Annotated in this window: 19 protein-coding genes; 14 read left to right on the top strand and 5 right to left on the bottom strand. The window is 70.0% G+C overall.

Annotated features, from left to right (window positions below; genetic code table 11):
- The first annotated feature begins 125 nt into the window (after positions 1 to 125).
- Positions 126 to 1247, top strand: coding sequence for an aminoglycoside phosphotransferase family protein (locus B072_RS42090; protein WP_018527935.1), 1122 nt, complete (start codon positions 126 to 128; stop codon positions 1245 to 1247).
- Here the strand turns inward: B072_RS42090 and B072_RS42095 are convergent.
- Complete coding sequence (locus B072_RS42095) at positions 1244 to 1897, bottom strand: HAD family hydrolase (protein WP_158689122.1); 654 nt, start codon at positions 1895 to 1897, stop codon at positions 1244 to 1246. The two genes, B072_RS42090 and B072_RS42095, sit on opposite strands and share 4 nt — an antisense overlap.
- A gap of 224 nt (positions 1898 to 2121) precedes the next feature.
- Here B072_RS42095 and B072_RS0100350 point away from each other — a divergent pair, with 224 nt between their 5' ends.
- The 5 genes from B072_RS0100350 to B072_RS0100370 all read left to right on the top strand — a co-directional run bounded on the left by B072_RS0100350 (position 2122) and on the right by B072_RS0100370 (position 7059).
- Entirely contained in the window at positions 2122 to 3171 is a 1050-nt protein-coding gene (locus B072_RS0100350) for a phosphotransferase (protein ID WP_234018769.1), read from the top strand.
- A 149-nt stretch (positions 3172 to 3320) separates the two neighbouring features.
- Positions 3321 to 4136, top strand: coding sequence for a hypothetical protein (locus tag B072_RS42100; protein WP_018527938.1), 816 nt, complete (start codon positions 3321 to 3323; stop codon positions 4134 to 4136).
- Positions 4137 to 4139: 3 nt separating this feature from the next.
- Complete coding sequence (locus tag B072_RS47975; RefSeq protein WP_018527939.1) at positions 4140 to 4286, top strand: hypothetical protein; 147 nt, start codon at positions 4140 to 4142, stop codon at positions 4284 to 4286.
- A 16-nt stretch (positions 4287 to 4302) separates the two neighbouring features.
- The gene (locus B072_RS0100365) at positions 4303 to 4935 is read left to right on the top strand and encodes a TetR/AcrR family transcriptional regulator (RefSeq protein ID WP_018527940.1); all 633 of its coding nucleotides are present in this window, start codon (positions 4303 to 4305) and stop codon (positions 4933 to 4935) included.
- An 87-nt stretch (positions 4936 to 5022) separates the two neighbouring features.
- Positions 5023 to 7059, top strand: a complete 2037-nt coding sequence (locus B072_RS0100370; protein ID WP_018527941.1) for a HelD family protein — start codon at positions 5023 to 5025, stop codon at positions 7057 to 7059.
- Between the two features lie 131 nt (positions 7060 to 7190).
- On the opposite strand, the gene B072_RS0100375 is transcribed toward B072_RS0100370, so the two are convergent.
- Positions 7191 to 7682: a MarR family winged helix-turn-helix transcriptional regulator gene (locus tag B072_RS0100375; RefSeq protein WP_018527942.1), complete on the bottom strand. Its 492-nt coding sequence runs from the start codon at positions 7680 to 7682 to the stop codon at positions 7191 to 7193.
- A 121-nt stretch (positions 7683 to 7803) separates the two neighbouring features.
- Between B072_RS0100375 and B072_RS0100380 the strand changes: the two genes are divergently transcribed.
- The 4 genes from B072_RS0100380 (at position 7804) to B072_RS42105 (ending at position 11936) form a co-directional block, all read left to right on the top strand.
- Positions 7804 to 9276, top strand: coding sequence for an MFS transporter (locus tag B072_RS0100380; RefSeq protein WP_018527943.1), 1473 nt, complete (start codon positions 7804 to 7806; stop codon positions 9274 to 9276).
- Between the two features lie 61 nt (positions 9277 to 9337).
- Entirely contained in the window at positions 9338 to 9787 is a 450-nt protein-coding gene (locus B072_RS0100385) for a TIGR03618 family F420-dependent PPOX class oxidoreductase (protein WP_018527944.1), read from the top strand.
- A 67-nt stretch (positions 9788 to 9854) separates the two neighbouring features.
- Positions 9855 to 10418: a GNAT family N-acetyltransferase gene (locus tag B072_RS0100390; RefSeq protein WP_018527945.1), complete on the top strand. Its 564-nt coding sequence runs from the start codon at positions 9855 to 9857 to the stop codon at positions 10416 to 10418.
- Between the two features lie 66 nt (positions 10419 to 10484).
- Complete coding sequence (locus B072_RS42105; RefSeq protein ID WP_051127054.1) at positions 10485 to 11936, top strand: MFS transporter; 1452 nt, start codon at positions 10485 to 10487, stop codon at positions 11934 to 11936.
- A gap of 225 nt (positions 11937 to 12161) precedes the next feature.
- On the opposite strand, the gene B072_RS0100400 is transcribed toward B072_RS42105, so the two are convergent.
- Positions 12162 to 14630, bottom strand: a complete 2469-nt coding sequence (locus B072_RS0100400; protein WP_018527947.1) for an ATP-binding cassette domain-containing protein — start codon at positions 14628 to 14630, stop codon at positions 12162 to 12164.
- Between the two features lie 47 nt (positions 14631 to 14677).
- Positions 14678 to 15025: a VOC family protein gene (locus tag B072_RS0100405; protein ID WP_018527948.1), complete on the bottom strand. Its 348-nt coding sequence runs from the start codon at positions 15023 to 15025 to the stop codon at positions 14678 to 14680.
- A gap of 252 nt (positions 15026 to 15277) precedes the next feature.
- Between B072_RS0100405 and B072_RS0100410 the strand changes: the two genes are divergently transcribed.
- From B072_RS0100410 to B072_RS0100420, 3 genes are all read left to right on the top strand, one after another.
- The gene (locus B072_RS0100410) at positions 15278 to 16153 is read left to right on the top strand and encodes an RNA polymerase sigma-70 factor (RefSeq protein WP_018527949.1); all 876 of its coding nucleotides are present in this window, start codon (positions 15278 to 15280) and stop codon (positions 16151 to 16153) included.
- Between the two features lie 124 nt (positions 16154 to 16277).
- Positions 16278 to 17348, top strand: coding sequence for a vWA domain-containing protein (locus B072_RS0100415; RefSeq protein WP_026245307.1), 1071 nt, complete (start codon positions 16278 to 16280; stop codon positions 17346 to 17348).
- Between the two features lie 116 nt (positions 17349 to 17464).
- Positions 17465 to 18142 (top strand): DUF4232 domain-containing protein, encoded by a 678-nt coding sequence (locus B072_RS0100420; protein WP_018527951.1) that lies wholly within the window; start codon positions 17465 to 17467, stop codon positions 18140 to 18142.
- Positions 18143 to 18252: 110 nt separating this feature from the next.
- Here B072_RS0100420 and B072_RS42110 read toward each other — a convergent pair whose 3' ends face one another.
- The gene (locus B072_RS42110) at positions 18253 to 18702 is read right to left on the bottom strand and encodes a winged helix-turn-helix transcriptional regulator (protein ID WP_018527952.1); all 450 of its coding nucleotides are present in this window, start codon (positions 18700 to 18702) and stop codon (positions 18253 to 18255) included.
- Between the two features lie 66 nt (positions 18703 to 18768).
- Between B072_RS42110 and B072_RS0100430 the strand changes: the two genes are divergently transcribed.
- Positions 18769 to 19404 carry an NAD(P)-dependent oxidoreductase gene (locus B072_RS0100430; RefSeq protein WP_026245309.1) on the top strand — a complete coding sequence of 212 codons (636 nt, stop codon included), beginning with the start codon at positions 18769 to 18771 and terminating at the stop codon, positions 19402 to 19404.
- Positions 19405 to 19443 lie beyond the last annotated feature (39 nt).

Consider the following 19443-nt stretch of genomic DNA (forward strand, 5'->3'; position numbering starts at 1 on the left):
ACCCCAAGGGCGCTTTTTTGGGAGCCGAGACGGACCAGTCACGGACTCCGGTCGTGAGTCCTTTCACGCGGCACTACTGTGTGGGCCTGTTTACGGCCGCATGCATGTATATCCAGGAGTGGCCTGTGGGCGAATTCAACGCCCCGAGTGCCTGTAGGTCGGACGAGGTCGACACGTCGGCCAGGGACGACTTGCTGAACCGCATCGTCGCGCGTGCGCGGACATCGGGCGTGGGGCTGGGCGGACACCACAACCTCAACCACGTGGTGGGGGTCTCCCCGGAGGAGGCCCGCTTCCTGCGGGTCCCCACCGACTCCAGGGTCATGGTCCGGCACCGCAGGGACGACGTGCTGCCGGTGGTGATCAGGACGTGGCGGGACGAGCACGAGATCCTGGGCGCGATCGGCGGCTCGCTGCCGAACGTGCCTCAGTGCCTGGCGCGGAGCGAGGGCGTGGCGATCCACAGCTACATGGTGGGCGTCCCCCTCGCCGTCGTCTGCCACAACGGGAAGCCGGTCGAGTCGCTGCTCATCGAGGCACTCGCCGGGCAGCTGGCGGAGATGGCACGTGTACCGGTCGACGGCCTCCCGGTGCTGCCGGCCCGGTGGCCGCGTGACGGGGACAGCCGGGGGTTCCTCCGCGTCCTGGCACACCAGGCGGACGCACAGATCCTGAAGCCCAACTGGGCTGAATTCGGCGCACTGTTCGCGTCCTTGGGGGTGAGGAGAACGGCGCTGACCGACTACGCCGGCAGCTCGCCGCCCCTGCGCTCGCGCCCGTTCGGTCTCCTCCACGGCGACCTGCACCGGGACAACGTCATCGTCACCTTCGACGGCACCCCACCGCTCATGTGCGTGGACTGGGAACTGGCCACGTACGGGGATCCGCTGCACGACCTGGCCGTTCACCTCGTGCGGATGCACTATCCGGCGGAGCAGCGATGCGAAGTGGTCGCGAGGTGGCGTGAGGCGATGACACGGGTCCGCTCCGAAGCGACCGCGGGCCTGGGGGAGGACCTGCGGCACTACGTCGACTTCGAGTACGCGCAGTCCGTTTTCCCGGACGTGATCCGGGCCGTGAGCAGGCTCGGCGAGACGTTCACCCAGAGCGACCTGGAAGCGTCCGCGTACGACGTCCACCGCGCTCTGTCCCTTGCCGCCGAGCCGCTTCGGCTGGGCCGGGTGCCGGAGGTGGACGCGATCGAGCCTTTGCTCCAGCGGTGGAAAGCGGCCACCGCACGAGGCTAGGTTCTCGCGGGAAGACTCTGTACCGCACGCAGCAGCGGCTCCAGCGTTTCCACCACGAGCTCCGCGCCCTGCGCGATCATCAAGTCCCTCTCCTCGGCGTCGTTCGTGCACCCGATGAACCGGGTTCCAGCGGCCTGAGCGGCCCGCAGATCGGTTGCCTTGTCTCCCACGAGAGCGCATTCCGAGACGTGCAACCCCAGTTGCGCCACCGCGCGCAGCACGCTGTCCGGGGCCGGCTTCAGTCTGCGGAGGTCGAGGGGATCCCGTCCGCACACGCGCCCCTGGAACAGGGGGCTCATGTCGTGGAGCTCGAGAAAGCGCAGGATGGGGCCCGGCGCGTTGTTACTGGCGATCGACAACTGCTTCCCCCGCGCGGCGAGTTGGTCGACCACCTCGCGGATGTGGGGTGTCGGGAGCACATGGGAGACCGCCGCGTCCTCGTAAGCGGTGATCAGGTCGGCCACCTGGGCGTTCACCTCGGGGGATTCGCCACCGACTTCCTTGAGCAGGTCGTGCGTGTCTTCCACCTTGACGAGGGCGGGCGGGATCTGCTCCGGGTTCCGCCACACCGCTGCTTTGACGGCCGCGGTCTCTGAAGCCGTTCCGTCGGGGAAGAGCAGGCAGACGGGGCCGTCGAAGTCGAAGATCACTCCGTCGACGTCCTGGAGCATTGCCTTCAGGGCGGACCGGACGCACGTGCCGTTTGAGTCGCTCATTCGGCCAGTGTCCCCCCTTGCGGGTCGGCGGTGACGTCAAGCGGCTGCGGAGCGTTGTTGATGAGCAGTACGTTTCTGCCCTCTGTGCGGCTGGGCCAAGATCCTGTGGAGAGCGAGTGATGGCACACACGGCGTTCACGCGAGGCATGCGGAAGGCCTTGGCGCTGAGCGCCGATGAACAGGCGATCATGGGCCCGCTCAAGGGGTTTCACCATGACACGTATGTCTTTCCTCTGACACTTCCGGGCGCCGAGGGCGCCGGCGGCCGCTGGAAGTGCAGGGAACCGCGGGACGGACTCTTCTGGTTCGATCGACGCTGCTTCCCTTCGGAGGCGCAGGTCATCGCCGCGGTGGGCCCACGTGTCCGGCGCATCCCGGGATTCATCAACGTGGGTGACGTCAGGTTGCAGCGTTTCGTCGAGGGGGACACGCTGGGCGCCTCCTGTCCCGCGGACGATCCCGTGCCCGATCGCTATGTCCGTCACATCATGGAGCTGTTCGGCGAGCTGGTGCTGCTCCGCCCGTGGAACCTGTACCTCAAGCCAGGCTGCAAGCCCGAGGACCGGGTGCGGGAAGGCGATACCAAACGGTTCCTCCAACGCCTGGTCTCCTTCGTCCAACGTGGCGTCTACGCGTCTCACCGGGACGAGTTCGGTGTCCTCTTCGCGTCCCTCGGGGTGGGAGAGGAGACCTTCCGGCGGTTGTACGCGCTGGGCGACGGGATGGCGGCCCGTCCGTTCTGTCTGCTCCACGCGGATCTGCACCGGGAGAACCTGATCGTCGACCTGCGGAATGAACTGTGGGTCATCGACTGGGAGTTGGCCATGTTCGGTGATCCGCTCTACGACTTGGCGACTCATCTGTACCTGATGAGGTACCCGGAGGAGCAGGAACGCAGGGTCATCGACCTGTGGACGGCGACCGTGGAGAGCGGTCTTCCGGGAAGCTCGCGGGGAGCGGAGCGCGATCTGTCCAGGCTTCTGGACTTCAAGCGGGCCCAGTCCGTATTCACCGATGTCATTCGGGCGGCCTTGCACCTCAAGGCCACGCCGGACGTAGGGACCGCTCGCGCCGACGAGCTGACCAAGGCCGTGCGCAAGACACGACATGTGCTGGACCAGGCGGCGAAGCCTTTGGGTATCGTCCCGGTTCCCGAGGAGGGGGAGATCCGCACAGCACTTGAGCAGTGGCTCGACGGCAGTGGATGAATGTTTGAACTCCCCGTCTTTTGAACGGGGTTGATGAACAGAGCCGACGTGGTGACCATGGGTCCATGACACGTGGCGGGGGGCGCATCGGTCGGCGTTCGGGCAGAGCGGGCGCAGGCCCGTTCCATGAACGGTTCAGACCCTTGGCCGTGCGCGTCCTCCTGGTGTGCATCTTCGTGTTCGGTTTGGTGGCGAGCTTCGTCAAGCCCGTCGGAGACTGGATCGGAGATCGTGCGTTCGCGGGCGGCTCGTTGCTCAGTCTCATCGCCTTCCTGCTGTACGACGCGATCCTGGATCTGAGCTCCAAAGTGGCTGCGCGCCCGGCGCCTCGGGCGGCCGTGACGTCCGATGCGCTCAAGGAACGGATCATTGTCGCCTTCTCGGCGCGGAAGGTGGAGATCAGGTTCCTCGGATACACGGGCGAGACACTCGTCTCGACCATCGATCAGTGCCTTCGTCGTCTGCAGGACAGCCGGGGGAGGGTGGAGACGGTGACGGTCCGGTTGTTGGTACCGGATTTCACCCATCCCGTAGTGGTTCCCTCGCGGGTGGGTGAAGACGGGTCGCCCGTCGATGACCGGGCCTATCGGCAGCGGCTCATCGACCGGTGCGGGGACAGTGACCGCATCCTCAAAGGGTCGGTCGACAACTTGAGGCGGCACGGGTGGAGCGTGGGTGCGGTGTCGTGCGAGTACAAGGTCTTCCGTGGATTCCCTCGCGACAAGGTAGTGATCCTCAACGACGAGTCGGTGCTGCAGGGGCTGTATGACGTGCGGTCGACCCGGCATTGGCAGGAGAAGGACTACTACGACCCGGAGGGTGCGAGCACCTTGCTGAGCTTCGTGGCTCACCAGTCGGAACCCCTGCAGACGGGACACAGCGTGGAGACCTGGATCAACCACTTCGACGGGCTGTGGCAGCTCGCCGCGTCCCCTGACTGGAGTGGCGGCGGCCGGACGGTCTGAGGTGTGCGCGCGGTTGCCGCCTCGCGGCGAGCCTGGCCGCGGCGACGGCCGGGGGACGAGCCGGCCATCGCCCTGTGGGTCAAGCACCTCGACGACGTGTGGGCGCTCGCGTCCCAGGAGCCGGGGTGGCGGCGCGCCGAGGCCGCCTGACCGTACGCTCGCTGGCATGAGTAGCCCGGAATCAGCCCTTTCTCTGCGCGAGCTGAAGAAGCGGCGCACCCGCGAGACCCTCTCCGAGACCGCCATCCGGCTCTTCCTGGAGAAGGGGTACGACCAGGTGTCCGTCGCCGAGGTCGCGGCCGCCGCCGAGGTGTCGAAGCCGACGCTGTTCCGGTACTTCGCGGCGAAGGAGGACCTGGTGCTGCACCGGTTCGCCGACCACGAGGACGAGGCGGCGCGGGTCGTGGCGGGGCGGGCGCGGGGGGAGACCGCGCTGGTCGCGCTGCGGCGGAACTTCCTGGCGGGCCTTGAGCGGCGGGACCCGGTGACGGGGCTGTGCGATCACCCGGCGGTGCTCGCCTACCAGCGGCTGCTGTACGGGACGCCGGCGCTGGTGGCCCGGCTGTACGGGTACCAGGAGCGGTCGGAGAAGGCGCTGGCCGCTGCGCTCGGCGGGCCGGAGTTCGAGGCGCGGCTCGCGGCCGGGCAGATCGTGGCGGTGCAGCGGATCCTGGCGCAGGAGAACGGACGGCGGATCGCGGCGGGGGAGTCGGTGGACGCGGTCGAGGCGGATGCGGTGCGCGCCGCGGAGCTGGGGTTCGGGCAGTTGGCGCGGGGGCTGCCGGAGCGGCTGGCATAGGAAGCAGCCGGCGTAGGGATCGGGTTCCGTAAAGCGCAACAGAGTAAAAAATTTAACTCGGTAACGTTATTCGGTTACCGTGGAGGGATGAGCCATCCCTCCCTCGACCCCTCCCTCGGCGCCGAGCGCCGCTTCCACGACACCTGCCGCGCCGCCCTCACCGCCATGGTCGAGGGCGCCGACGAGCAGGTCGTCATCGGTGAGAACGCCTCGGCCTCCGGCGCCGACGCGGAAGTGCTCGGGTATCAACTCCGGAGCAAGGCGAAGGAGTTGAAGGAGCTGCCGCGCGGTCCGCTGTTCTTCGGGCGGCTCGACTTCGGGGCGGCGGGGGAGCACGCGGGGCAGAGCTATCACGTGGGGCGGCTGCGCATCACCGAGCATCCGTCCGCACCGCCCCTCGTCGTGGACTGGCGGGCACCGGTGTCGCGGGCGTTCTACCAGGCGAGCGCCAAGGATCCACAGGGTGTGGATGTGCGGCGCCGGTTCGGGTGGGCGCCGGGCAGCACGGGGGAGTCGCGGGACCTGACGAGCCTGGAGGACGAGCGGGTCGGCGCGGGCGAGGTTTCCTCCGGGGGCCGGATCCTGGCCGGGGAGATCGAGCGGCCGCGCGTCGGGCCGATGCGGGACATCGCCGCGACCATCCAGCCCGAGCAGGACGACCTGGTCCGCGAGTCGCCGTCCGCGTCCGTGTGCGTGCAGGGGGCGCCCGGCACCGGCAAGACCGCGGTCGGGCTGCACCGGGCCGCGTACCTGCTCTATACGTATCCGCAGCGCATCCAGCGCGGCGGACTCCTGGTCCTCGGACCGAACCGGACCTTCCTCTCGTACATCTCCGCCGTGCTGCCCGCCCTCGGCGAGACGGGCGTGGGGCAGTCGACCGTGGAGGAGCTCGTCGGCGCCCATCCCGTGCGGGCCCGCGACGACGAGGCCACGGCCGCCGTCAAGCACGACGCCCGGATGGCCGAGGTGCTGCGCCGCGCGCTGTACGCGCGGGTCTCGGCCGACGGGATCGCCGACTCCCTCGCGGTGCCGGACCCGAACGTCTCGTACCGGTGGCGGGTGCCGGTGGACGAGCTGGTGCGGATCGTCGAGGGGGTGCTCGCCGAGGCCCCGCCGTACGCCGTCGGACGGGAGCGTGTCCGCAGCAGGGCCGTGCGCTACATCCAGGAGCGGGCCGAGCGGCGGGCCGTGAACGTGACGGGCGCCTGGCTGCAGAAGATCGAGCGGTCGCGGCCGATGAGTGCGTACGTGGATGCCGTGTGGCCCCGGGTGCGGGCCGACGAGGTGGTGCATCAACTCCTCGCGGACGGTGCGGAGTTGGAGCGGGTCGCGGAAGGGGTGCTGGAGGCCGGGGAGCGGAAGGCGCTGCTCTGGGCGCGGCCCGCTCGCTCGTACAAGTCGGTGAAGTGGTCCGCCGCCGACCTCGTGCTCATCGACGAGGTCGCCGGGCTGCTCGAACACCCCGAGGGGTACGGCCACATCGTCGTCGACGAGGCGCAGGACCTGTCGCCGATGCAGGCGCGGGCCATCGCGCGCCGCGCCGTCTTCGGTTCGCTGACCGTGCTCGGCGATCTCGCCCAGGGCACCACGCCCTGGGCGGCGCGGAACTGGGCCGAGCTGCTCGGGCACCTCGGCAAACCGGAGGCCCACGTGGTGCCGCTCACCACCGGGTTCCGGGTGCCCGCGGCGGTGGTCGCGCTCGCGAACCGGGTGCTCGAACGGATCGACGTGGACGTACCCGCCGCGCGGTCGCTCCGCTCGGACGGGGAGCTGACGGTGCGGGAGGTCGCCGATCTGGGGGCGGGGGTGGTCGCCGCCGTGCGGCGGGCGCTCGCGCACGAGGGGTCCGTCGGGGTGATCGCCGCGGAGGGGGACGTCGAGCGGGTGCGGGGGGCTCTCGCGCGGGGCGGGGTCGAGGTGGCCGACGCCGATGAACTGGGGGCGCGGGTCACCGTGCTCGCCGCGGGGGTGGCGAAGGGGCTCGAGTACGACCATGTCGTCGCCGTCGAGCCCGCGGCGATCGTGGAGGCGGAGGCGCGGGGGTTCGAGCGGCTGTACGTGGTGCTGACCCGGGCGGTGTCGCGGCTGGACGTGGTGCACACGCGGGCGTTGCCGTTCGCCTAGGCGCCGGCGGGGGTTCCTTCCGGGCGGGTGCGGGTCTCGTCGTGGCTGGTCGCGCGGTTCCCCGCGCCTCTGAGGCATGCGGAACCGCGCGAGACGCCCCACCGAGCCGCACCCGCCGACGAACCCGCGCCCTACCCGCGCTGCCGCGGCCGCCGCGCAGGGGCAGGACCGGCGACCGGCGTACTCAAGTGCCCCTGCGCCAGATGGTTCATCAGGCGCAGGAACACCTCCCGGTCCCCCGGAGGGAAGGAGGCGAGCGCCTCCTCGTGCACCCCGTCCACGATCTCCTGGCTCCGCGCGGCGACCTTCGCGCCCTCTGGCGTCACCGCCACGATCCGCGCCCGCCGGTCCGTGCTGGACGGCCTGCGCTCCGCGAGGCCCGCCTTCTCCAGGGCGTCGACGGTGACGACCATCGTCGTCTTGTCCATGTCGCCGATCTCGGCGAGCTGGTTCTGCGTGCGCTCCGCTTCGAGGGCGTGCACGAGGACGCAGTGCATCCGCGCCGTCAGACCGATCTCGGCGAGCGCCGCCGCCATCCGGGTGCGCAGCACGTGGCTCGTGTGGTCCAGGAGGTACGAGAGATCCGGCCTGGTCCGGGTGGGGGCGGGCGTCATCGCGGTCATGGGGCCAGGGTAGTCCACCACTGGTTCCGATAAATATAGTCTGCAACGGAACCATCTGCTACGGTCGTGTTGTCGTCGCCACCCGGTGGGGGTGGTGGCCCGACTCTGGAGGACCGCTGCCGTGTCCGCCGTACCCGACGCGTCCGTCGATTCCCGTACCGCACCCGCCGCGCCCGGGGCCGGGCCGCGCAACCGCTGGCTGGCCCTCGGGGTCATCGCCACCGGGACCCTGATGATCATCCTCGACGGATCCATCGTCACCGTCGCCATGCCGGCCATCCAAAGCGACCTCAACTTCACGCCGACCGGCCTGAGTTGGGTGGTCAACGCCTACCTCATCGCCTTCGGCAGCCTGCTGCTGCTCGCCGGGCGGCTCGGTGATCTGATCGGGCGCAAGCGGATGTTCCTCGCGGGCACCGTCGTCTTCACCGCGGCCTCGCTGCTCGCCGGGGTCGCCGCGACGCCCGCCGTACTGCTCGCCGCGCGGTTCCTTCAGGGCGTCGGGAGCGCCATGGCCGCCGCCGTCGGACTCGGCATCCTCGTCACGCTCTTCGCCGATCCGCGCGAACGGGCCCGCGCCATCGGGGTGTTCAGCTTCACCGGCGCCGCGGGGGCCTCGATCGGGCAGGTCCTGGGCGGCGTACTGACCGACGCCCTCGACTGGCACTGGATCTTCTTCATCAACCTGCCCCTCGGCGCCGCCGTCCTCGCCCTCGCCGTGCCCGCGCTGCCCGCCGACCGGGGGCTCGGACTGCGCGCCGGAGCGGATGTGTGGGGCGCGCTGCTGATCACCGCGGGGCTGATGCTGTCCATCTACGGCGTCGTCAACATCGAGGCGTACGGCGCCGGTTCGCTGCGGGCGGGTGGCCTCGTCGCCGTCGGGATCGGACTCGTCGCCGCGTTCGTCGTACGGCAGGCCCGGGCCCGTACGCCGCTCATGCCCCTGCGCATCCTGCGCTCGCGGGCCGTGGCCGGTGCCAACATCACCCAGGTCCTCACCCTGGCCGCCATGTTCGCCTTCCAGGTGCTCGCCGCGCTCTACATGCAGCAGGTCCTCGGGTACGGGGCCCTGGAGACCGGCCTCGCGATGCTGCCCGCCGCCGTGCTGATCGGGGCCGTGTCGCTCGGCGCCTCGGCCCGCCTCGCCACGCGCTTCGGCGAACGGACGGTGCTGCTCGCGGGCCTGGTGCTGCTGGCCGGAGCGCTCGGGTACCTGGCGCGGGTGCCCGTACAGGGGCAGTACGTGGCCGACCTGCTGCCCGTGATGCTGCTGATCTCCGGCGGCGGGCTCGTCCTCCCGGCGCTCGCCGGGCTCGGGATGTCCGCCGCGAGCGAGGAGGACGCGGGGCTCGCCTCCGGCCTCTTCAACACCACGCAGCAGATCGGCATGGCACTCGGCGTCGCCGTCCTGTCGACCCTCGCCGCATCCCGCGCCAACTCGCTCATGGAGAGCGGGAGTTCGCGCACGACCGCGCTCACCGAGGGGTACCGGCTCGCGTTCGGCGCCGGGGCGGGGCTGATCGCGGTGGCGTTCGTGGTGGCGCTGGTCGTGCTGCGGCCGACGCAGGCGGAAACCGCGCGCTCCGCGAGCTGATCGACGCACTGATCAACGCACTGATCAACGTACGGACCATTGCTGCTGAAGGAGAGTTCCCATGGCCGGCCCCGAACCTCGTTCGCTCACCGAACCCGAACTGCAACAGATCCTGGAGGAAGGGCAGTTCGGGACGCTCGCCAGTGTCCGTGGTTCCGGGCATCCGCACCTGTCCACGGTCCTGTACCGCTGGAGCCCACAGGAGCGCCTGCTGCGGATCTCCACGACGGAAGGACGGCTCAAGCCGCGCCAGTTCCGGGCCGATCCGCACGCGGCGCTGCATGTCAGGCGGGACGACTTCGCGTTCGCCGTCGCCGAGGGCGAGGCCGAGGTGAGCGCGCCGAGTGCCGAACCCGGGGACGCGGTGGGGCGAGAACTCCTTGCCATGGCGCGGGAGTTCGTCGAGGACAGCGGCGAGGAGGAGTTTCTGGCGGAACAGGTCGCCGAACGGCGCGTCGTCATCCGGATCAAGGTGACGCGGTTGTACGGGACCGCGCTCGACGTCGCATAGCGGGCGGGTTCGCGCGGCGCGGACATCGGGTGGACCGGACTCGAACCCCGTCCCTACCGTGACGCGCATGATCTCTCCAGCCGTACGCCTGCGACCGGCCCGCCCCGATGACGCCGAACCGGTTGCCCAACTCCACGCCCGCAGCTGGCGCCTGCACTATCGCGGTGCCTACTCCGATGCCTATCTCGACGGTGATGTCGTCGCCGACCGGCTGGCCGTGTGGTCGGCGCGGCTGGCGGAGGCCGGGCCGGGGGCGGAGACGTTCGTCGCCGAGGACGACGGCGGGCTCGTCGGGTTCGTGCACGTCGTGTTCGACCACGACGAGCGCTGGGGCAGCCTGGTCGACAATCTGCACGTGGCCCAGGAGCGCAGGCGTGGTGGTGTCGGCGCCCTGCTGCTGACCCGGGCGGCCGAGGCCGTCGCCGAACGAGCGGCCGGGCGGGGCCTGTACCTGTGGGTGCAGGAGCAGAACACGGCGGCGCGGGGGTTCTACCGCGCGATGGGCGGTGCGCAGGTGGAGACCGTGGCGATCGCGCCGCCGGGCGGGGTGCCCGAGTGGCTGAACGGGTCGCCGCGGAAGCTGCAGATGGCGTGGGAGGACGTGAAGTCGTGCGAGGCGCGGGTGAGTTGAGCTGAGCGGTGGCGCGGAAAACCCTTGGCGGGCCGCGCCGAGTGGTCTGTACCTTTTCGCATCGTGATGCGATCTGCGCGGTCCGAGCCGTCCGAGCCGTCCGAGCCGTCAGAGAGGGCTGACGGGCTCTTCTCCCGTACGTATCTGCCCGCCACCGCCAGTTTCGCCGCGGTGATGTTCCTGACCGGGTTCGCCGCCCTCGCCGTGATGCCGATGCTGCCGCTGGCGGCCCGGGATCTCGGCGGGGTCGCCCTGTATCCGCTGGTGGCCGGGGCGTTCGTCGCCGCGAGCCTGCTGGGCGGGGTGCTCGGCGGGGCGTGGGCCGACCGGTCGGGGGCGCGCAGGCCGCTCATGGCGGGCGTCGTGCTCACCGTCGCCACGCTCCTCGTCTCCGCGACCAGCACCACGATCTGGCAGCTGGCGCTCGGGCGGTTCACGGACGGGATCGCGGCGGGGCTCGTCGCCGTGTCGGTGAACGCGGCGATCGGGCAGTCGTACCCCGATCACGTACGGGCCAGGGCCCTCGCCCTGATGAGCACCTGCTGGATCGTGCCCTCGCTCGTCGGGCCGCCGCTGGCCGGGCTCGTGGCGGCCTGGTCGTCGTGGCGGACCGTGTTCTTCGGGCTCGCCGTGCTCACCGTGATCCCCGCGGTGGCCGCCGTGCTGCTGCTCCGGGGACAGCCGTCGCGGGCCGACGCCGTGTCCGAGGGGCCGCCGCCCCGGCCCGCGCTGCCGGCGGCGGTCGCGGTGAGCCTGGCCGCGGCGCTGACCCAGTACGGCGTCTCCGCGTGGGACGTCACGCACGTGCTGTGTACGGGATCCGGGCTGGCCCTGCTGGTCTCCTTCGGGCCGCGGCTGCTGCCCCGCGGCACCTGGCGCGCCGCCCGTGGCCTTCCGTCGACGGTGCTGCTGCGCGCCCTGACGTCGGGCGCGTACTTCACCCTGGAGGCGTTCGTGCCGCTGATGCTGACCACGGTGCGGCGGGTGCCGGGGGTGGTGACCGGGCTCGCGTTCACCGGCGCGGCGATCGCCTGGGCCGGGGCGTCCTGGCTGCAGGGACGGCTGCAGGACCGGATTCCGCGGCACCGCATGGTGAGCGCGGGCGCGGCCGTGATGGGCGTCGCGGTGGCGATCGCCGCGCTCTGCACCCTGCCCGCGGTGCCCGCCGCCGTGGCCGTGGCCTCGATGATCCTGGCCGCCGTCGGCATGGGCGGGGCGGCGCCGTCCCTGACCCTGCTCTCCCTCGCGCACAGCCCTGCGGACCGGCAGGGCGCGGCGAGCAGCGCGATGCAGACGTCCCAGAACCTGGGCCAGACGCTGGTGCTGGCCGTCGCGTCCGGCCTGTTCAGCGCGGTGACAGCAGTCGCCTCCGGTCAACTCCCGGCCTTCGCGGGGGCGTTCGCGCTGTTGCTGCTGCCGGTCGCGGGAGCGGTGTCGCTGGCCGCTCGGGCGCGGGTTGCCGTGACGGGCGGGGCGGCTTCGGCCGCGGGTGCGGCGCCGGTGCGGGTGGTGGGGTAGGGCGCGGTCGCGTCTGCCGGGTTTCCGTTTCGGGTGCGGGTGCGGGTGCGGGTGCGGGTGCGGCTCGGTGGGGGCTGGTCGCGCCCCGCGGCGGAGCCGCTGGTCGATACAGCCCCGCGCCCCTGAGGCGCGGGGAACTGCGCGAGAAGCCCCACCGGCCGTCAGCCGGGAAACAAGCGAACCCGGCAGACGCGACCGCCCCCTACCCGGCCACCCGCACGACCGTCACGCCCCCACGTACGCCGCCAGATGCTCCCCCGTCAGCGTCGACCGCGCCGAGACCAGGTCCGTCGGCGCCCCCTCGTAGACGATCTTGCCGCCGTCGTGGCCTGCGCCGGGGCCGAGGTCGATGATCCAGTCGGCGTGGGCCATCACCGCCGGGTGGTGCTCGACCACGATGACCGTCTTGCCGGAGTCGACCAACCGGTCGAGCAGGCCGAGGAGTTGCTCGACATCGGCGAGGTGGAGGCCGGTGGTCGGCTCGTCCAGGACGTAGATGCCGCCCTTGTCCGCCATGTGCGTGGCCAGCTTCAGGCGCTGGCGTTCACCGCCGGACAGGGTGGTGAGCGGCTGGCCCAGGGTGAGGTAGCCGAGGCCGACGTCGGCGAGGTGGGTGAGGATCTTGTGGGCGGCCGGGGTGCGCGCGTCGCCCGTACCGAAGAACTCCTGCGCCTGCGCCACCGGCATCGCGAGCACCTCGCTGATGTCACGACCGCCGAACCTGTACTCCAGGACCGACGAGTCGAAGCGCCGTCCCTCGCAGTCCTCGCAGGTGGAGGAGGTGCCGGCCATCATCGCCAGGTCGGTGAAGATGACGCCCGCGCCGTTGCACGTCGGGCACGCGCCCTCGGAGTTCGCGGAGAAGAGGGCCGGCTTCACACCGTTCTCCTTCGCGAACGCCTTGCGGATCGGCTCCAGCAGGCCTGTGTACGTCGCCGGGTTGCTGCGGCGCGAACCGCGGATCGGGGTCTGGTCGACCGACACCACCCCTTCCGCGCTCTCCTGGAGGGGCATCGCGCCGTGCACCAGCGAGCTCTTGCCGGAGCCCGCCACGCCCGTGACCACCGTCAGGACGCCGAGCGGGATGTCGACGTCCACGTCCTGGAGGTTGTGCTTGTCCGCGCCGCGGATCGGCAGCTTGCCCGTGGGCTTGCGGGTCTCCGGCTTGAGCGACGCGCGGTCGTCGAGGTGCCGGCCGGTCACCGTGTCGCTGGCGCGCAGGCCGTCCACGTCGCCCTCGAAACAGACCGTGCCGCCGCCCGCGCCCGCGCCGGGGCCGAGGTCCACCACATGGTCGGCGATGGCGATGGCCTGCGGCTTGTGCTCGACGACGAGCACCGTGTTGCCCTTGTCGCGCAGGCGCAGCAGCAGGTTGTTCATGTTGCCGATGTCGTGCGGGTGCAGACCCGTCGTCGGCTCGTCGAAGACGTACGTGACGTCGGTGAGGGACGAGCCGAGGTGGCGGATCATCTTCACGCGCTGTGCCTCGCCGCCGGAGAGGGTGCCGGAGGGGCGGTCGAGCGACAGGTAGCCGAGGCCGATCTCGGCGAAGGAGTCGAGGGTCTGCCGGAGGGCTTCGATGAGCGGGGCGACGGACGGTTCCTCCAGACCCTCGACCCACTTCGCCAGGTCCCTGATCTCCATCGCGCAGGCGTCCGCGATGGAGATCCTCTTGATCTTGGACGAGCGCGCGCCCTCGCTCAGCCGCGTGCCCTCGCACTCCGGGCAGACCGAGAAGGCCGTGGCCCGCTCCACGAACGCCCGGATGTGCGGCTGCAACGAGTCGATGTCCTTCGACAGCATCGACTTCTGGATGCGCGGGATCAGACCCTCGTAGGTGAGGTTGATGCCCTCGACCTTGATCTTCGTGGGCTCCTTGTGGAGCAGGTCGTTCAGCTCGCGCTTGGTGTACTTGCGGATCGGCTTGTCCGGGTCGAAGAAGCCGCAGCCGCGGAAGATGCGGCCGTACCAGCCGTCCATGGTGTAGCCGGGGATGGTGAGCGCGCCCTCGTTGAGCGACTTGCTGTCGTCGTAGAGCTGGGTGAGGTCGATGTCGGAGACCGAGCCGCGGCCCTCGCAGCGCGGACACATGCCGCCGGTGCGCGAGAAGCTCGCCCGCACCGCCTTCTTGTTGCCGACCGAGATCGCGCCGCTGCCCTGCGCCGAGGCCGTGTTGAAGGAGAACGCGCTCGGCGGGCCGATGTGCGGCTTGCCGAGCCGGCTGAACAGGATCCGCAGCATCGCGTGCACGTCGGTGGCGGTGCCGACCGTGGAACGCGGATCGGCGCCCATCCGCTGCTGGTCCACGATGATCGCCGTCGTCAGACCGTCGAGGACGTCGACCTCGGGCCGGGCCAGCGTCGGCATGAAGCCCTGCACGAAGGTGCTGTACGTCTCGTTGATCAGGCGCTGCGACTCGGCGGCGATCGTGTCGAAGACGAGTGAGCTCTTGCCCGAGCCCGAGACACCGGTGAACACCGTCAGGCGCCGCTTCGGGATCTCGATGCTGACGTCCTTGAGGTTGTTCTCACGGGCGCCGTGCACGCGGATCAGGTCGTGGCTGTCCGCGTCGTGCGGCTCGGACGCCTGCGGCGACCGGGCCGCGGGCTTCTTCGCCGGCTGCTTCGCCACTGACTTCTTGGCCGCCGCCTTCTTGGCCGCCGCCTTCTTGGCCGGGCGCGGGCTCGGGCTCATCTGTCTCGTCTCTCCATCGGTCGGGCGGGCGGTGCCGGTCCCGCGGGTCAGCTGTCCTGGAGCACACCGAGGACGTTGCCGTCGGGGTCGGTGAAGGTGGCCACGAGGCGGCCGCCGCCGACATCGTGCGCGGGCTCCTTCACAGTGCCACCCGCGGCGGTCACCTCGGTGAGCTTTGCCTCGATGTCCGGTACGTGCCAGTAGGTCACCGGGGCCGTCATGCCCTGCGCGGCGCCGCCCGGGACGAGCCCGATGTGCTGCCCCGCGACCTCGAAGCCGACGTAGTACGCCTCGTCGACCTGCGGCGCGGTGCCGAGCAGGGCCGCGTACACGTCCTTGGCCTTGGCGACGTCGGAGACGGGGTGAAGGACGGTCTTGATGCCCTGGTTCGTCATGATTACTCCCGGAATTCTGGTTTTCGTGCGGTGTGGGTGCCTACGAAGAACGCTAACCGTGGCCCCGCCACAGCGCTTCTCGATTCCTGACCGCTTGCATCGCCGCAGGTCAGAGCCGTGTTCGGGCGGCTCTGTCACAGCCGCGGGCGCTGCGGTGTCTTCATGCCGGACGGCCGAACAAGCACGCTGTACGTCGTCCCTGCGTCCCTACGTCCCCACGTCCCCACGTCCCCACGCATGAGGAGCTCGGACATGACAGAGGAGCCGCAGGACCCGTTCGTGGTCCACCGGAGCCTTCTCTTCACCGTCGCCTACGAGATGCTCGGTTCCGCCGCCGACGCGGAGGACGTGGTCCAGGAGTCCTGGCTGCGCTGGTCCGCCGTGGACCGCGCGCGGGTGAGCGACGCGCGCGCCTATCTCGTACGGATCGTCACGCGGCAGTCCCTGAACCGGCTGCGCACGCTGTCCCGGCGCCGCGAGGACTACGTGGGCGAATGGCTTCCGGAACCGTTGCTGACCAGCCCGGACGTCGCCGAGGACGTCGAGCTGGCGGAGAGCGTCTCCATCGCCATGCTCACCGTCCTGGAGACCCTGGGGCCGGCCGAGCGCGCGGTGTTCGTGCTGCGCGAGGTCTTCGACCTGCCGTACGAGGAGATCGCCGCGGCCGTCGGGAAGTCCACGGCCGCGGTACGGCAGATCGCCCGGCGGGCCCGCGACCACGTTGCGGCGCGCAGGCCGCGGATGCGGGTGGAGCGGGCGGAGCGGCAGGCGGTGGTGGACCGGTTCCTGGCGGCGCTGCGCACCGGACGGCTGCAGGAGCTGATGGAGGTTATGGCACCGGACGTGGTCATGATCACCGATGGTGGGGGAGTGGTGGCCGCCGCTCCGGCCCCGCTGCACGGCGCGGACCTGGTCGCCGGGATCCTCGCGGGCGCGCACGCCAAGGTGACCGCGCTCGAGATGACGGCCCTGCTCCTCAACGGCGAGCCCGCGGGCCGCGTCGACTTCGACGGCGAACCGTCCACGGTCAGCGTCACGGTGGAGAACGGCCTGATCACCCGCATCTACGTGGTCCGCAACCCCGGCAAGCTGACCCGCCTGGACGCCCCGTCGGAGCTGACCAGGTGACACGCCTGAACGTCGCCGTACGGGGCGGTGGGTGACGGGGTGTCAGAGCAGGTCGGGGGCGTTGTCAGTGCCTCCTCCTAGAGTGAGAACGTCACTCGGGGAGCGTCGAAGGGGGAGCACAGTCATGTCCGCAAACAGGTTGGCGAACCGGATCCGGCACAAGGTCAATCACGTCGCGCTGGTCGTGGACTGTTCGGGTTCCATGCGGCCGCACGAGAACCAACTCGTGCGCGTCGTCGACGAGTTCGTGGCGGGTCTGAAGGCCGAGTCGGACAGCCTCGGCCACGAGACCAGGATCAGTCTCTACTCCTTCGACCACCGGGTGGAGAACCTGGTGTGGGACATGGACGTGAAGCACCTGCCGTCCATGCGCGGTCTGTACAGGGTGAACAACGGAGCGACGGCGCTCATCGAGGCTTCGCTCAAATCCCTGGACGACCTGGGGCACATCTGGGAGGAGTACGGGGAGCACAGCTTCCTCCAGATCGTGGTGACGGACGGCGAGGAGAACGCCTCGGGCGGCGACCGGCGGCACGACGGCGACATGCGGATCCTCGGCCCGTGGCTGAAGAGGATCACGGCCACGATGGGCGGGCTCCCGGGCCACTGGACCTCGGCGATCCTCGTGCCGAACTCGCTGGCCAAGCGGACCGCGCAGAACTACGGATTCCCGGCCGGCAACATCGCGATATGGGACGCGGACTCGCAGCAGGGCGTCGAGGAGGCGATCGGCACGGTGCGCGCCGCCGCCACCAGCTTCCTGCGCGGCCGTGAGCAGGGCGTGCGCGGCACGAAGAACCTCTTCGCCGTCGGCCAGGACATATCGGTGGACGAGGTGCGGGCGAACCTGGAGCCGATAGCGGCGGACCGGTACCGGCTCCTGAAGGTCGACAAGGAGATCGCGATCCGCGACTTCGTCAACTCGCACCCGGGCGTGACGTACGAGCGCGGGTCCTGCTACTACCAGCTCGGCTCCCGGGTCCAGGTCCAGCCGGACAAGGAGGTCATCGTCGTCGAGAAGGACACCGACCGCGCCTACACGGGCGACGCGGCCCGCGCCCTGCTCTTCGGCACGGACATCCGGGGGACCGTCTCGGTGAAGGCGGGCAACAACCCCGAGCTGGAGGTCTACGTACAGAGCCGCTCGGTGAACAGAAAGCTGAAGCCGAACACCCGCCTGCTCATCACGCTCTGACGGAGCCTGTGACAGAACGAAGACGTCACGGAGGACCGCCTGTAACTCGGTGCGAGATACAAATATGTCCGACCGCACGAACGGACCGCGTACCGCGTCACACATGGGGGAACACCGTGAAGTACACCCGCATCACCGCTCTCGCCGCCATCACCGTCGCCGCCACCCTCTCGCTCACGGCCTGTGGCGGCGGCGACTCCGGCAAGGACTCGTCCTCCAAGGGCACTTCGACCTCGTCCTCTTCGTCCGCGGACGGCGGCTCGAAGGCGGAGGCCGGTTCGGAGGCCGGTTCGGAAAGCGGCGCGGAGGCCGGTGACGCGAAGTCGGGCTCCGGGAAGAACAGCACGGCGGCGGGAGCGGCGAACGGCGCGACGAACACGAGCGCGAAGGTCACGTTCTGCAGGACGGAGGACCTGGCCATCGACGCCCAGTACGCCGCGGCCGGCGCGGACGAGGGCAGGATCAACATCACCATGATCAACCGGGGTTCGACCACCTGCTCGGCGACGGGCTTCGCGGGCGTCGACATCAAGGACGCCGACCACACCTCGAGCCCCATCGCGCGCGGCCAGGCCCAGCCGCGCATCACCACCCTGAAGCCCGGCGCCGCCGCCGTCTTCGACCTGGCCTACACCGTTGACAACTCCGGCGACAGCCTTGCGTCCCCGACCAACATCCTGGTGACGCCCCCGAACGAGACCCACACCGTGACCCTGGACTGGCCCGAGGGCGCGGGCGCGATCAAGGGCGCCTACACGGACGTCGAGGTCTACCCCACGCACACCACCGAGTGAGCGAGTTGGCGCGTGGGGCAGTGTCCGGTCTCGCTGAGGATGAGGCAGGTTGATGCTCTGACCTGGGGTGCCTCAAGTTGAGTGAGACGCTTCTGGAGATTCCGTCTCGGTCAAGATGAGGTGTCTGGCCTTGAATAAGGGGGCGTGTTGGCCGGCTCGGTCGGCGGGTGGTGCGCTTCGTGGGCGTCGATGAGTTCGTCCAGGTGTGCCTCTGCCCAGGTGCGTGCCGCGTCGAGCAGGTCAAGGAGACTCCGGCCGAGCGAGGTGAGTTCGTATTCGACGTGGCGGGCGGGTCGGGCGTGGACCGTTCGGACGATGAAGCCGTCACGTTCCAGCGCCCGAAGAGACTGTGTGAGCACCTTGGACGTGATGTTCCGCAGTGGGACCCGTAGTTCGGAGAACCGGCGGGGGCCGTCCTCAAGGCACTGGATGATCATCCCGGCCCATTTGTCCCCCACTCGGAAGGGCACCAGGTCAGAGGGGCAGAGAGGGTCGAACATCTCTGGGTCCAGGGGCTTGGTCACAGCGCCACCGTAGTGCGGTATCCAGGAGGTAACCATGAGTGTGGCTACCTTGCTCGGGCATGTCAGCGGACAGATCTTCTTGAGACGCGAGCGAGGTAATCCATGGGCAAGGTCCTTGTTTTCGGGGCAGGCGGGCGAGTCGGACGGGCGGCTGTTGGTGAGGCTCTCCGCCGGGGACACCACGTCACTGCAGTCCTCCGGAACGCCTCCAGGTACCCGGACATGGAAGGTGCGGGAGTCCGTCTGGTGAGCGGTGATGTCACTGACGCAGACGCTGTCGCCGATCTCGCGGCCGGGCATGATGCCGCGATCATGGCCGCCTACGATGCTGGCGCCCAGCCGGACGTCTTCTTCACAGCCGCGGCTCGCGCTCTCCTTGATGGGCTGGCGCGTGCGGGGGTCGGCCGGTTGGTCGCTGTCGGCCTGGCGGCAACACTGGAGACCAGCGAGGGGACGCCTTTGATGGACACTCCCGGTTTTCCGCAGGAGTACCGGCCCTTCTGTCTCGGTCACGCGGCCGGGACAGCTGTGTTGCGTTCCTCGGCGACTTCTCTGGACTGGCTGATCATCAGCCCGGCTGGTGACTTCGATCATGCCGGGGCGGGATCTGGCCGCTACTCCACTTCAGACGTCAACATGGCCAGTCGCATTTCCCACGACGACTTCGCGATCGCCCTGCTCGACGAGATCGATGCTCCTCGTCACCACCACATGCATGTCGGTGTCGAAGGGGCCTGATCCGAGTATGCAGCTGGCCGCCCATGCTTCAGAGCGAGG

Origin of the sequence: Streptomyces sp. HmicA12, assembly GCF_000373565.1 — a bacterium.
Classification (GTDB): domain Bacteria; phylum Actinomycetota; class Actinomycetes; order Streptomycetales; family Streptomycetaceae; genus Streptomyces.

What these genes read in the sequence shown, in the direction of transcription:
- B072_RS0100365 (WP_018527940.1), top strand. Translation starts at nt 4,303, where the DNA reads ATGAGTAGCCCGGAATCAGCCCTTTCTCTGCGCGAGCTGAAGAAGCGG.
- B072_RS0100415 (WP_026245307.1), top strand. Translation starts at nt 16,278, where the DNA reads ATGTCCGCAAACAGGTTGGCGAACCGGATCCGGCACAAGGTCAATCAC.
- B072_RS0100430 (WP_026245309.1), top strand. Translation starts at nt 18,769, where the DNA reads ATGGGCAAGGTCCTTGTTTTCGGGGCAGGCGGGCGAGTCGGACGGGCG.
- B072_RS0100410 (WP_018527949.1), top strand. Translation starts at nt 15,278, where the DNA reads ATGACAGAGGAGCCGCAGGACCCGTTCGTGGTCCACCGGAGCCTTCTC.
- B072_RS0100400 (WP_018527947.1), bottom strand. Translation starts at nt 14,630, where the DNA reads ATGAGCCCGAGCCCGCGCCCGGCCAAGAAGGCGGCGGCCAAGAAGGCG.
- B072_RS42105 (WP_051127054.1), top strand. Translation starts at nt 10,485, where the DNA reads ATGCGATCTGCGCGGTCCGAGCCGTCCGAGCCGTCCGAGCCGTCAGAG.
- B072_RS0100390 (WP_018527945.1), top strand. Translation starts at nt 9,855, where the DNA reads ATGATCTCTCCAGCCGTACGCCTGCGACCGGCCCGCCCCGATGACGCC.
- B072_RS0100375 (WP_018527942.1), bottom strand. Translation starts at nt 7,682, where the DNA reads ATGACCGCGATGACGCCCGCCCCCACCCGGACCAGGCCGGATCTCTCG.
- B072_RS0100370 (WP_018527941.1), top strand. Translation starts at nt 5,023, where the DNA reads ATGAGCCATCCCTCCCTCGACCCCTCCCTCGGCGCCGAGCGCCGCTTC.
- B072_RS0100405 (WP_018527948.1), bottom strand. Translation starts at nt 15,025, where the DNA reads ATGACGAACCAGGGCATCAAGACCGTCCTTCACCCCGTCTCCGACGTC.
- B072_RS0100385 (WP_018527944.1), top strand. Translation starts at nt 9,338, where the DNA reads ATGGCCGGCCCCGAACCTCGTTCGCTCACCGAACCCGAACTGCAACAG.
- B072_RS42110 (WP_018527952.1), bottom strand. Translation starts at nt 18,702, where the DNA reads ATGGTTACCTCCTGGATACCGCACTACGGTGGCGCTGTGACCAAGCCC.